General features: G+C 60.1%; 15 protein-coding genes and 1 pseudogene. 3 read left to right on the top strand and 13 right to left on the bottom strand.

Annotated features, from left to right (window positions below):
* Positions 1-1,434 precede the first annotated feature (1,434 nt).
* The 5 genes from CCR94_RS12720 to CCR94_RS25090 all read right to left on the bottom strand — a co-directional run bounded on the left by CCR94_RS12720 (position 1,435) and on the right by CCR94_RS25090 (position 5,371).
* Entirely contained in the window at positions 1,435-2,469 is a 1,035-nt protein-coding gene (locus tag CCR94_RS12720) for a hypothetical protein (protein ID WP_146089987.1), read from the bottom strand.
* Between the two features lie 140 nt (positions 2,470-2,609).
* A complete protein-coding gene (locus tag CCR94_RS12715) occupies positions 2,610-3,320 on the bottom strand; it encodes a hypothetical protein (protein WP_104508225.1) in 711 nt (236 codons plus the stop codon).
* A gap of 65 nt (positions 3,321-3,385) precedes the next feature.
* On the bottom strand, positions 3,386-4,408 hold the full coding sequence (locus tag CCR94_RS24590; protein ID WP_146089986.1) for a hypothetical protein: 1,023 nt from the start codon (positions 4,406-4,408) through the stop codon (positions 3,386-3,388).
* Positions 4,409-4,729: 321 nt separating this feature from the next.
* On the bottom strand, positions 4,730-5,137 hold the full coding sequence (locus CCR94_RS12705) for a coiled-coil domain-containing protein (RefSeq protein WP_104508223.1): 408 nt from the start codon (positions 5,135-5,137) through the stop codon (positions 4,730-4,732).
* Positions 5,138-5,221: 84 nt separating this feature from the next.
* Complete coding sequence (locus CCR94_RS25090; RefSeq protein ID WP_158254744.1) at positions 5,222-5,371, bottom strand: hypothetical protein; 150 nt, start codon at positions 5,369-5,371, stop codon at positions 5,222-5,224.
* Positions 5,372-5,657: 286 nt separating this feature from the next.
* Here CCR94_RS25090 and CCR94_RS12695 point away from each other — a divergent pair, with 286 nt between their 5' ends.
* Positions 5,658-6,437, top strand: a complete 780-nt coding sequence (locus tag CCR94_RS12695; protein ID WP_244594054.1) for a BPSL0067 family protein — start codon at positions 5,658-5,660, stop codon at positions 6,435-6,437.
* Positions 6,421-6,771, top strand: coding sequence for an STY0301 family protein (locus CCR94_RS12690; protein WP_104508220.1), 351 nt, complete (start codon positions 6,421-6,423; stop codon positions 6,769-6,771). The genes CCR94_RS12695 and CCR94_RS12690 overlap by 17 nt, the downstream gene beginning before the upstream one ends.
* A 555-nt stretch (positions 6,772-7,326) precedes the next feature.
* Here CCR94_RS12690 and CCR94_RS12685 read toward each other — a convergent pair.
* The 8 genes from CCR94_RS12685 to CCR94_RS25085 all read right to left on the bottom strand — a co-directional run bounded on the left by CCR94_RS12685 (position 7,327) and on the right by CCR94_RS25085 (position 11,855).
* On the bottom strand, positions 7,327-7,854 hold the full coding sequence (locus CCR94_RS12685) for a hypothetical protein (protein WP_104508219.1): 528 nt from the start codon (positions 7,852-7,854) through the stop codon (positions 7,327-7,329).
* On the bottom strand, positions 7,835-8,140 hold the full coding sequence (locus CCR94_RS12680) for a hypothetical protein (RefSeq protein ID WP_206605832.1): 306 nt from the start codon (positions 8,138-8,140) through the stop codon (positions 7,835-7,837). The genes CCR94_RS12685 and CCR94_RS12680 overlap by 20 nt, the downstream gene beginning before the upstream one ends.
* Positions 8,137-8,592 (bottom strand): hypothetical protein, encoded by a 456-nt coding sequence (locus tag CCR94_RS12675; RefSeq protein ID WP_104508218.1) that lies wholly within the window; start codon positions 8,590-8,592, stop codon positions 8,137-8,139. Before CCR94_RS12675 ends, CCR94_RS12680 begins: the two co-directional genes overlap by 4 nt.
* Before the next feature lie 46 nt (positions 8,593-8,638).
* Positions 8,639-8,986: a DUF3768 domain-containing protein gene (locus CCR94_RS12670; protein ID WP_184421950.1), complete on the bottom strand. Its 348-nt coding sequence runs from the start codon at positions 8,984-8,986 to the stop codon at positions 8,639-8,641.
* Positions 8,987-9,077: 91 nt separating this feature from the next.
* Positions 9,078-9,329 (bottom strand): hypothetical protein, encoded by a 252-nt coding sequence (locus CCR94_RS12665; protein ID WP_104508217.1) that lies wholly within the window; start codon positions 9,327-9,329, stop codon positions 9,078-9,080.
* Positions 9,326-9,586, bottom strand: coding sequence for a host nuclease inhibitor protein (locus CCR94_RS12660; RefSeq protein ID WP_104508216.1), 261 nt, complete (start codon positions 9,584-9,586; stop codon positions 9,326-9,328). Before CCR94_RS12660 ends, CCR94_RS12665 begins: the two co-directional genes overlap by 4 nt.
* 116 nt (positions 9,587-9,702) lie before the next feature.
* Positions 9,703-11,394: a ParB N-terminal domain-containing protein gene (locus tag CCR94_RS12655; RefSeq protein ID WP_158254743.1), complete on the bottom strand. Its 1,692-nt coding sequence runs from the start codon at positions 11,392-11,394 to the stop codon at positions 9,703-9,705.
* 185 nt (positions 11,395-11,579) lie between these two features.
* Positions 11,580-11,855, bottom strand: coding sequence for a hypothetical protein (locus CCR94_RS25085; RefSeq protein ID WP_158254742.1), 276 nt, complete (start codon positions 11,853-11,855; stop codon positions 11,580-11,582).
* Between CCR94_RS25085 and CCR94_RS12650 the strand changes: the two are divergent.
* A pseudogene (locus tag CCR94_RS12650) lies at positions 11,832-12,363 on the top strand (transposase); the annotation flags it as partial. The gene CCR94_RS25085 and the pseudogene CCR94_RS12650 overlap by 24 nt on opposite strands.

Below are 12,363 nucleotides of genomic sequence, written 5' to 3'. Positions count from 1 at the left end.
TGGCGGACTGGGCGGGAGCCTTGCGATTGTTAGCCATTTTCGTCGATCCTTCTGGGCGCCGGGGGCCGTTGACCCTGTGTCAACGCGTTCCCCTCGGTGACGCCGAGAGAGACCGGCTTAGAGCCGGCGCAGAACCCGCCAAGCGTGCATCGCGGGCTCGCCGATTTTGTTTCGCGAGGAATTCGCCCGCAGGGCGAAGGGGAAAATCGGCGAGGCCCGCGCGCTTGAGCGGGCCGACGCTTGCGGAGGACCGTGAGATCGGGGCGATTTTGTTCCGCGAGGAGGCCGCTTGCGGCCGGGGAAAATCGTTTCGATCCACGGTTGACGCGCTGGCTGGCCGGTCTAGGCGTCACTCAAACCGAGGGGATTGCGTTTGACACGGGTGACGGCCCATTTGCTGGCGTCCAGATGAAGGGATCTAGCGAATGGCTTTCAATCGCAATGCAAAGGCTCCCCTTCGTCCGCCTCGGCTAAGCCTGTCCGGCCCGGCTTACATTGAGACGACCGAAGCAACGATGATCCAGGCCGGGGGCATGACGACGCCGATCGCCGGACTTCGAACGTCTCGCCGCTGACGACGACGAAACCGGGATCTCGGCGCGTCCCGCCTGGTCGACGTAGTGGAAACGCGCGCGGCCCTCAACGGGAAGGCGACGACACCGCATGCGCTGTCGCATCGGCGCGCTGGTTGGTTCGGCGGTTTGGCTGCGGCTGGCGTTATTTGGACAAAAGGTCGAGGACCGGAACGAGCGGCCCCTTGCGCCCTCGATGAAAGCGGCGAGGACGCGGCGCTTCCGGCGGGGCGAACGAAAACAGCGCGCCGCATCCCGGTGATCGCCAAGCTGAATATGGCCCCGGCATCAATACGACCGCCCCGCCTCGGAAGCGATCGTTGGCTACGAGGCGATCAAACCGGAACAGTGGAAACCACCGCGGCCTGATCGAGGCAGATTGCCTCGCTCGAGCAGTGCGCCTTCGAGAGGCATGATCGTCTTTGAGCTTTCAGGCACAGCGGGAGCCCTCCGGGGCTTCCGCGCTCCTCGACATGGATCGGACATGAGACCTGGCAGAAAAGGGACGCCCGGGAGGTTGGCTCGTGGCGAGATCGGCGTCGGCGCCAGGCGAAGCCGTCGCCTCGTCGGCGTCGAAGGAGGTCGTCGGTGACCGTGTGCGCGTTATGCGATCGAAGCCCGAAGGGCGGAGACCGCGAAGCGCAGCGGAGGGGGCTCCGTTTACGAGAGCGCGGCGCGAGCTTGCTCGCGAACGCCCATACGTGGCGCGCCGACGAATAAACGCAATAAACTCAATAAACTCAATAAACTCAATAAACTCAATAAACTCATTACAATAGCTGGCGTGATTGAAGCCCTCACATCATGTCGAATTGGGTCGAATAAGCGTCAATCCGCAGGCGCACCGCTCTCGCTTCGTTATTTACGCCGATGTATTATTCCTGAGTGTCTTTTCCGCCTGCTTGATGGCATCTATGTCAGGCATGTAGACATTTTTGTCGCTGGCGTTCGCGGCGGCATAATATTTCACATATGTCTCCAAATCCTCTGCTGTGATCGCTCGGCCAGATTTGAGGCTTGCGTCGCCTTGAGGGCCGCCGCTTATTCTCATTTCAGAAAGAGTCTGCGCGAGATTGAATGCAGCAATCGTTTTGGCGGCATTAGGCTCCGAAAGATTTCCCTGACTATCGTAGTTCAGCCCCACTTCTTTACCGTCGCTGTCGTAATAGCCTCCCTCTTTTATCGATACTCCTGTCGTTTTTTGGATCAGATCAATATCCGACGAAGTTAAATAGGACAGGACGTTTACAGTGCCGCCGCTCGCCATGACGGAATCCAGGGTCGCGCGGGAGCTTCCGAAATAGCCGGTTTGCGAATTGATGGACTTTACGAGTCCGTCAATGATCGCGGTGTTAGCGCCGACCTGGCTTCTCAGGCAAGTTGCCGCGTCAATGAGCTGTGAAGCGGTGATGTCTCCTGTAGACCCAGATTGTTTTTCCTGGCGCTTTGCAAGCCCAAACATATCCCACGCCGCTTGAGCCTTGGCTTGGTCTGCGGGCGAGGGAGGATCGCCGTTGTCATCGCAGACGGTTTCAATCCCACCCGCTTGGAAAATGTTATATCCAGTCAGCTGTCTGAAGTTTGCGATGTCAGCCTCGGAGAATGTCGTGTTCGATGCTGGCTCCTGATAGCCATTCTGTTGTTTAACCAGAAGCCTCGTCAATGAGGCTTGCGGACTCAAATTCCGCCCTGCACCTTCCACAACAGAATATTTGCCATCATCGTCCAGCTTAATTCTCGATTGAGCGTCTTTATCGTTGATAATATTCTCAAATAGCTGATTATCACGTGCTGCGTAATCACAGACTTTCTGAAGTTCATCCGCGAGTTTTTTGTCGTTCGTTTTTGCGTTATAACCGACTGGTGTAGGCAGATAATTATTTCCGCTGACAAGCATGGTTTGTCTCCGATAAATTCCATACTCATACGCTTTGTATTTAGCCTACCCGATTACCATCTGCTCCTTGTCCGAAGCTGTTATTTTTTGGTTACGCTGATGCTGAAACAATATTTACGGCGGCGGCATTTTCCCGGCGCTCAAACGGTCCACGAAATCGATGGTGTTTCCTCGGCTTGGAAAGTCCAGAGATCGACAGCCTGCTGCCAGGAGGGCATGTTGCGCGGGTCCAAGGATGCATTTTTCGTCGCGGCCAATTCGGCATAGGATTTGGCGAACAGGTTGACGATCGGATTCCCTGTATCAACATTTGCCGCCGCGCGGCCTGCGTTCTTCATGGTCAAGAGATAGCCTGCTTGAGCGGTTCCGCGCTCCTGCGCCCATTCGAGCGAAGATTTCTCTTCACTGCTCACGGAGTCGAGAAAGTCAGTCGCGGCCTTGTAGGCTGCAGATGGGTTGGTATGCAGCGGATCGGCGGCCGTTATGACGTCGCCTTCCTGCTTCTCCATGAAAATCTTGGCGGCATCCATCTCGACCTGGGAAAACATGCCGCCTTGATTGCTGGAAATCGCATAGAGCGTGCGCCGATCAAGGCTTTTCAACCCCAGTGTATCGCTCCACTGCGCCCCAGTGGTCTCATAGTCAGCGGTCTTGCCGAGCTTTTGATAGCCGGCGTCGAGCGCCGCTCTGGCGTCGAGGGTCACTTGCGCGAATGACTTTTCCGAGGTTGAAGAAGTCGCCTGCGAGGTCGTGGTTGTTTTTGCGGATGTAGTCGCGGTCGTCGTTTTGCTCGACGCGCTCGCCCCGAACAAAAAACTCAGGCTCGATCCAAAGTTTGCGACGGCGGACATTTCAAACCCCCAAATTCGTAAAGCCAAGACTTTTGGAAACTTGGGCAGACCGTGCTCACCCCCCTTCAGCTGTAAAGGTTTTGCGTCTGCTCAATGGCTCCGTTGAGTTGCGATGTGAACCCCATGAACCACGGCTGCGCCAACAGGTCAGAAATCGTGGTCACGTTTCCGATTGTGTAGGAACGTGACGGTGCGCTCGACATGGTGTTCATCGCGGATGCGATCAGGCTGACAAGCGGGCTGTCGCTGTTGAGGTTCTCGGAATCGGCTGCCGCCGAACCGCTGTTCTTGTAGGACGTTTGCGCGGAGGCGCGGCTGAAAGCCCAGGCCACGGTCTTCTTTTCGTCGTTGCTGACCTGATCGAGCCATTTCGCGCCGGCCTTCATGCGGGCGGAAGAGTCTTGTCCTGCGAAGGGGTCAACGAACTTGGACGCTTGGCTTGAAGGTCCGCTATACAGGCCCATCGCCAAGCCCTGTTGCTGCGACATGATCGACTGGGCTATGTCTTGTTCCTGCTTGGTGAAAAGACCGCCCTGATTGTTCATGGCCGCATTCAGCGCGTTCCGGTCGAGGCTTCCGAACGCGGTGTACCAATCCTTGCCTTCGGGACTATTGACGTCGAACGGCTGACCGCTTGCCGCCATTGCGGCATATTTGCTGTCAAGGCTCGCGCGCGCGGCGCTGGCTGAATCGGCGGAAGACAAACCGCTGGATATCGTTTCCAGTCCCGGATTGCTCACGGCATTGGCGAGAGCGTCCGCGCTAAATCCGGGGCGTGTCGGCATGAACTGCGAATAGTAAGACGTTGATCCAAGTCCAACAGACGTTGCTGACGTATTTGCAGCGCCAGCTACGCTAAAGCCGCCTTGATGGCCCGCGTTCGCAGTATATGTTTGATCATCTATCGACTCGTCTTCCAAAGCCTGCGACGAAGCCATTGCGGTCGCGGTTGACGAAACGCTGCTTGATGCCGCCGCCTGCGAGGCTGCGGTTGTTTTCGTCGATGCGGTCGCGGTCATTGCTCTGCTCGACGCGCTCGCCCCTGACAAAATGCTCAGGCTCGATCCAATGGATGCGACGGTGGACATCTTTCCCCCTCCAGCCTCGCCGCCGAGGTAAAATCAATGATCAATAAGAAGCGAAATCCGCCTGAGCATTGTTACTTCGAGATATTAATTCCATCGCCATGATGATGTAATCAGCTTTCCTGAAGCTTACCACGAGATGAAGTTTATAGAATGAAAGATAACAACGGCTCCTGGCTGCAGGTTGCGAAGTTAGCCGGGCCTAATGCCAGGCGCGCGGATCAGGTGCGAAATCGACGATATTGGGCAATCGGGGGGAGGCGCAGCGCCAGCGCAAAGCATGGACCGAGCAGTGCCTGATGCGCAAGCACCTCCACAACCAAGTCAGTGCAGGAATTTCAGCATTGTGAAGATTGCGCCGAGCATCACGAGATTGAAACCGAATGTCCACCGCAGAACATCGTTTTTGACAGCGGCGACTTCTTGTCTGACGCCGGCAATATCCTGCTTGAGCTCGTGTTTGACAGCGGCGAGTTCCTGCCTGACGCTGGATATCTCCTGTTTGAGCTCATGCTTGACGGCGACGATGTCCTGTTGAAGCTCGTTTTTGACTTCGGAAATTTCCCGCTGAAGCTCGTTTTTGACGTCGATGAGGTCGCGTTTGGTGGCGACGCTTTCGGCGAAAGCGGTTTCAAGGGCTTCGGCGTGCGCGCGGGCTTGGTCCGGCGTAAAGCCTCCTCGCGTGAGGCGGTCGATATAGGGGAGGGGGTTGAACAGGACTTGGGCTGCCATGGTTCGATCCTATCATAGTTTGAAAGAAAAGGGCATCTTGCCGGGTTTCTCCAGGCCGGAGAGCTCCAGCCAGAACGATTGGCCTCACGCGTCCGAGACTTCGTCAACGTTGATGCAGTGGGCGCCATGTTCTTCGAGGAATGTGACGTGTTGGTTCTTGGACATCTCGTCGCCGACATAGGTTTCCGTGTGGTCCAGACCATCCATTCCGGTGTAGCTGATTTCATATTCCATGATCGTTCTTTCCTCTGGTCGCCAGGGCGGCTCAACGCGCTGCCCTGGCGACGCCGATCGAGACCGGCCGAGGGACGGCGCAGAACCCGCGCTTGCGCGGGCCGACGCTGGCGGAGGACTGCGGCGCGCGGCGATTTTGGCGCGCGAGGAATTCGCCCGTCAGGGCGAAGGAGAAAATCGTCGCGCGCAGCGGTTGGCGCGCCGTCTGGCCGGTCTATGGCGTCGAGCCAAAGCGAAGGGAGCGCGTTGAGCCGCCCCTGCAATTGCCGTTTCCGTTCATTCTCGGGTGAGTTCTGAAAATTTCAGCGGCATCGACAATCCGCTGTTCGAATTCGCGCCGGTGGCTGGCTCTCTTTTGAAGTGTCCTCGAAACTGGGAGAGCACTTTGAGCGAAGAGAGAACATTGAGGCGGCTTTGGCGACGCGCCATTGCCGGCAAGGCACGATTGAGCGGGCGAGCAGGCGCGCTGATCGCGATGGCGCTGGTCGCGTTGGGAGCGGTTGAGAGCCGCGCGGATCCGCAGATCGTGACGCCGAGCGGTTTGCCGCAGCAGGTTGTTCCAACCTATCCGGAACCAACTCTGCCGGCTTACACCTACCCGCAAAGCGGCTTGTTGATCGACACGGGAGCGGTTTCCGGCGCCGTGGATATTCCAACGGACGGTACGACGCCGCAATCATTCACCGGAAACGGAAGCGGCGTGTCAGGCGCGACGGTCGCGTCCGGCTATGACAGCATGCTCGGTCAGTCCGTCGGCTCCGGTCAGTGTGTGGCGCTGGCTCAGGCGACGTCGAACGTTGGATTGACGTCAACGTGGGTTCCTGGGACGCAGGTGCAGGGGAACACGGACATCGCGGCGGGCACGGTCATTGCGACATTCGGCTCTGACGGAACCTACACCAACACGGTTGGACAGAGCCATACGGCGATTTACCTTGGGCAGAACGCTCAAGGTATTCAGGTTATGGATCAGTGGGCGAACGCGCCTGCCAGGTATCGCACTATTAATTGGACAACGAGCAATTCGTATGAGAGCGGGAGCCAATTTTATGTTGTATCGCACTAAACTCTTTGTTGCTGTGATCGGCGTCTGTTTTATTGGGCAGACGGCTGAAGCGGCGTCGCTGTGCAAGCCTGATGTCACCGGAATCGATTTGATTGAAGGGAGGAGCAATCCGCCGGCGTTTTTGGTTCCGGACGACGAAAAGTATAAGGAGGGTGGCTCCTTTCCCGAGAAGCTGATCCGCCAGGGGTGGCGCAATTTGCGCGCCGCGCATCGCCCGCTGACGCTGTTGTGCCGTTACAAGGGCCGACCGAATGAGGCGTTCAAGCTACCGGATGTCACGGGTTCCTGTGAGCTGACGTATAACGGCGGCTTAGTGTTCCAGTGCAAGCAATGATGTGAACTGCGTGAACCACGGTCGGGGAACGCGCCTCCGGCCTCTTCTGTCAACAAGCGACGCGACCAGGGCGAAAGCCCGGCCGCCCGCGCTCCGACCGCCGGTCGCCCGCTCTTGCAGCATCCCCTGTCGAGCTTCAGCCTCGAAGGAGTGCATTGCGAACTTCGGCGGTCAGTGACGAAAACGTCGTAACCGACCGTTGACAACGACGCGCTCCGGCTTGTTCTCGTCATGTTCTCATGCGAGATGTCTGCATGTTCAAGCCGCCTCTCGACGCCCCGTTGTCCCTGCTTCATGACTATTGGCTACAGACGCGATGCCGCTGCAAGCTCTCGTATATGCCGCTGGCAAGGCTTTCAGAGCGGGCCGGACCCTCGACGCGACTTGGTGAAGTGTTGCCCCGGCTGAAATGTCAGAACTGCGGCGAGCGGCCTTCTGAACTGATGCTGGTGGATGATCCAGCGGCCGGGGCGAGCGGCGTGCCGTTTGGGAGGGCACAAATGCGGATTCCGCTGATTTAGAGCGCGCGACGCATACGCTCCCCTTGGCCGGTTTCTAGCGATAGTAGGCCAGAATCTTATTCTGGAGGCGTCGGGCGCGAACGCGCAGGCGGCGCGCGCTGACGGCCCGTGGCCGCCTGTCCTCGGCGAGGATGAGCCGGGTCTGGGCGATCGCCGCATCGGCCTCTGCGAGGATTTCAGCGACCGGGGCCGTGCGGAGGCCCTCATCCTCGCGGGCTTCGGCAAGAAGCTCCTCCTTGAATTCCTCGAAGATGGCGCGCTCCGTTTCATATGGGTCGGACCCTTCTTCGTAGCCGAACGACGGATCGAGCGTGTCGCTCGCCGCATCGTAGTGGACAAGCACATAACTCGGGTCGTCGGCGCGATGACCAAACTCGAATTCCTCCGGATTGGCGCCGACGAGCGCGGCCCGGTCGATCGGGTTGCGCACGAAGATTTCGTACCAGCGGCCGTCGCCGTCGCCCTCGGCCGTCGTGATGTCAAACGTCCTGGCGCGAGCGGCTTTGGCCTCGGCGTCGTCGAACGCGACGGTGTCATCGTCTTCAAGCTGCGGGTTGTACATGGGTCGCGCCTTTTGTTTTGAGGGTGGCCAGATAGGCGGCTTCGCCGCCTGCGTCGGCGATCTCCTGGATCAAATGCCATTCGCCCAACGCCGCGGCGTCGCGCGTTCGGAATGTCGGTTGCGTTTCGAAGGGGCGAGGATCGCAGGCAATGCGCCATTTTCGGTCGACGTAGTTGCGGCTGACACAACCGCATGCGCCAGAGGGATAGCGGACGTTCCCGACGTACCAGCCGCCATGGCGCCAACGGGAATAGTCAAAACTGGTCGGGGCGCTGAGGGCGGTCATGCTCCGACGACCTCCGCTTTTCTGATTTGCGCCCGCGCTGCGTCGAACCAACTGAGGATCGTGGCCTTTTGTTCTTCAGGCGCATAGTTGGCGCAGATCGCCAGGGCGGCGGTGGCTTTTTTCAGCGCCACCAGCGTTTCTTTTGCGATGAGTCTTACGTCGGGCAGGTTCACGCTGGAATGGACCTCGCGCTTGGCGCTGGCGATCGCGGTTCGCGCGTCCGGCAACCAGGCCGAAAGGATCGCGTCGCCTTCGTTGTTGGCAAGCTCGACGCGAGCGGCGGCAAATGTGAGCTGAGCCAGCAAAAGCGGCGCGGCGGCGAACAGCGGCGCGTTCGCCTGGTGATAAACCTGGGCGAGCGGTTCGCGGGTGACTTCGGAAATGATCAGAACATGCCTGCGGTTGAAGGCGGGATGGATGGCGTAGGGGCCTGGGGTTTGCTGCGCGATCATGGTGGCGCTCCGTGGGTGAATGTGGGAAGTTTTGGTGAAATGCGCGTCAGTATTCGTTGGCGCGCATGATCGTCATGACGCGCGTTGTCTGGGCCGGATCGGAGGGATCGTCAGAGCCGTATTCGCAGGCGAGATCGTAGTAGTCGATCTTCCAGAATATCTTCTCGCCGTCGAATTCGATCGCTCCGAAATTGTGCTCCTGATACGGATCGTTATCTTCGGTGAACGCGTCGAAATTCATCACGCGATGGAGGATCGCGAGTTGAGCGCTCAGGGGCAGGGCGGCGATACTGCGGGTCAGGCAGACTTTGCCGCGTGAGTGCGGGGCTTTGCGAAACGCGTCGTTCAGTTCACGCACGCGAGCGGCGCAAATGGCTTCGTCTGTTTCGATCATGGGTTTGGTCTCCTTTCTTCGGGACGGAAACAGCCACGCGGGCGCCGGCGCATGAGCGCGTGGCTCGGCCCTGCGGCAATTGTTCCGGCGGTCAGCCGTGAACGAGCGTGGTCTCGATCTCGCCGATCGAGGCGTAGAGCGCGGGAAGGTGGAGGGCGGCCGGAGAATGGGCGGCGGCGTGAACGTATCGCCGCCAATCCGTTCCGTTCCATTGCGCCGGATTGACGCGCCCGCTGTTGCGACCGGAGGCGGCGCGTTCGCAGTCCATGATCAGATCGGTCGCGAGCCGGTCGGCGACCAATTTGCGCGCGGCGAGGCGCTGTTTGATCGGATCGATGTTCATGCCGAGGCCTCCCGCAATCGCGAGCGAATCCTCTCGGCGAATTTCGTCAGGGCGCTGAGCGCCTGATCGCCGTCTTCGGCTTCGGGAACGCCGGGAACGAGCAGGGTTTTGTTGTCGTGCGCCAGGAGGGCGACGACAGAGACCTTGGATTTCAGGAGGTCGCGGTCGTCATGTTGCGCGATGGGCAGCGCGCCCGCAGGGCATCGGCGGCCAAACCCGATGACGCCGGCGCGATTGGCGAAAGCGATGTGAGTCATGGATTTCTCTAGGAGGATGCGCGCGCGGCGAAGCCGGCGCGTGCGGGGATGTCAAAGGATGGGTGTTGGGAGGCCCGATCAGTGTGGCGGCGGCGCGCCACACTGTCTTGGGGACGTCACGCCGCTGCGGCGTGATCTTCATCTTCGTTGTCGGAATCAGGCGCGGAGGAATCGTCGGGCTCGTCTTGCGAATCCTCTGTCAATTTGCCGGATTCCGAGAGTTCTTCGTCCTCGCCGTCGCCCTCATCCACTTCTGCCGAATACTGGTAGTAGTCGCGCGAGAATCTCGCGGCTTCCTCTTCGCTGAGGGCGAATTGGGCTTCAGGAAGGACGACGCGGGTTTCGCGCGCCTGCTCGATGACGGCGGCGCGAGTGTCCTTGACCTTGCCGCGCGGCAGGACGCCCATGCTCGAACCGAGCTTTTCCAACGCGGCGCGCGACAGCGACGGCAAGAAGTCTTCTGTGGCCATGGTCGGCAGTTCGGCGTCGGCGCCGATCGCATCGCCGGCGATGCGCGCCGCCGCGCCCGATCCGTTGTATTTCAACTGGCAGCTGAGCGTGGCCTGCAATGCCTGGACGGCGATCGCGCGGATCAGGTCGGTGTCGGCCGTGATCTTGCCGCCTTCGACGATCTTCGAAACTAGAGTGCGCATCGGCGTGGTGTTGCCGGTGCGAACCGTCACATTGTCGGCGGCGAGCGCGAGGATCAGCAAGGCGATCAGGGTCTGGTCGCCGAGATCGGGGCGAGACAGCGCCTTATGCAGCGCCTCGGTCCGCATTTCGCCGATTATTTCCATGCCCTTCCCGGTTATGTCGGGGCGCGTCTTCGGCTGAACCACGTCTTCGCCGTCCTCGGTGGCGTGGCCGCCGACGCTGGCAGAGGCCTTTTTCGCTATTCGGTAGGCGATGGATTTGATGGCGCCCGAGTGCGTGTCGATGTAGTAGCCGATGCGGTCATCGGCCGTTGGTGTCGACCAGATGCGTTCGGCGCCTTTGGGCAGTTTCGGGTTGCCGTATTGTTCGAGTTCGATGATCGTTCCGTTTTCGCCCAGATTGGCTTCAAGCCACGCGCGTTGCGCGGCGAGGAACGCATCGGTGTCCGTCGTGTAGCGGGAATCTTCCTTGGCCGGCGCGAACAGGTCCTCGCTCCAGGCGATCCCGAAGGCTTGCTGTTCCGTTGCGCCGAATTTGGCGTCGCGCGCGAACATCTGGCGGCGGGACAGCGCGTTGGCGATGGCGTGCCAGGAGACGCCGTCCTTTTTCTTCGGCTTGTTCGCCTCCCAGGCCTCGGCTTGTTCGGAAAGCGGCGCGGACGCGATGGTGCGCAGGAAATGGATCTGGGGCATGTCGCCCTGGCCGATGCGCTCCAGAATTTCCGGGAGCACCTTGGCGAGCAGGCGCAATTGCTTGACCTGGCGGACCGGGATGGCGAGGCTTTTCGCAATGGCTTCCTCGGTCCAGTTTTCGGAAGCGAGGGATTCGATGGCGCGCCACAGATCGACCGGCGACATCGGCGCCCGGATGACGTTTTCCGCGACGGCGCGCATGTTGTCGAGCGGATCGGCGGGTTTGACCAGGATCGCGAATTCTTTGACCTTGTTGGCGATCGCGGTGCGCAGGCGGCGGCGGCCGGTGATGATCGTCAGCGATCCGTCTTCAGCCTCGGAAAACAGCGGCGGCTCGATGATGCCGATGGCCTTGGCGCTGGCCTTGAGGGCGTCGTCGGACGTTTTGTCGGCGGCGATTGTGCGGGGATCCTTGGTGTCCTTGAATTCCAGGGTTTTTGGATCGACGATTCTCAATTCCATTTTCTCGCTCCTGTGGTTTTTTGTTTCGGTAGTCTTCTCCGAAACAAAGTCGCGGGAGCGCGGAGGCGCGGGCGGGGCAAAGGCGGCGCTTGCGCCGGGATTCGGACGGCCCAGCGTCAGCGGCCGGACGAACCCACCCTTTGCGGCGGACGCGCCGCCCGTGCTGGATTTCTCTTTTCTTTTTCCTATGCCGCCTCCAGGTTTTTCGAGGCATTGCCGAGATTTCGGCGCCACGCCGGCGCGACCAGGAGGCGCGGGCAATCGGCCTGGGCGAGGCGCTGGATCAGGGCAAGCTCGTCGTCTGAGCATGGGCCGGTGATTTCGAGATCGACGAATTCGTCGCATGGACCGGGCGTTGCGCGAGGGAACAGAATGCCCGAGCCGAGATTGCCGCAATAGATTGCGGTCGGTCCCGGCGCGTCCGAAGACGACGGCGGCTTTGGGTCCCCGACGATGTGCATGAGGCGATGCGAGATCTTGTGCGAGCCCGCGAAGCCGCGAGTGAGGATTTACGCAAGAAACGCCAGCAGTTGCAGTCTTTCCTTTTGCGACACGGGCGGATCTTCAAGGGCCGCCGGCAGGGAAGCGCAGCCTGCTTGCGGTGGCTGGCTGAGCAAAAGTTCGACCATCCAGCCCAACAGATTGTCTTTCAGGATTTGGTCGATGCGGTACGCGACGCAACCGACCGTCTCGCCAGATTTGAACGCCACATCGAGGAACTCGTCCCGGTCTGGTCGATGGCGCCGTTCGTGGCGGCCTATCAAGCTCTGCGCGGAGTTTCCTTGATCGTCGCGGTCATTTTCGCCGTCGAAATCGGCGACGTCAGGCGCTTTGACAATCCACGCCAATTGATGGCCTTTCTCGGCTTGGTTCCGTCGGAGCGCTCGACAGGCGACAGCGTCAAGCGAGGCGGCCTCACGCTGGCGGGCAACCGCCGGGCTCGGCGGGCGCTCGTCGAAGGCGCCTGGG

The sequence above is a fragment of the Rhodoblastus sphagnicola genome (assembly GCF_002937075.1).
Classification (GTDB): Bacteria; Pseudomonadota; Alphaproteobacteria; order Rhizobiales; family Beijerinckiaceae; genus Rhodoblastus; species Rhodoblastus sphagnicola.
This window is presented reverse-complemented; position numbering and strand designations above follow the sequence as displayed.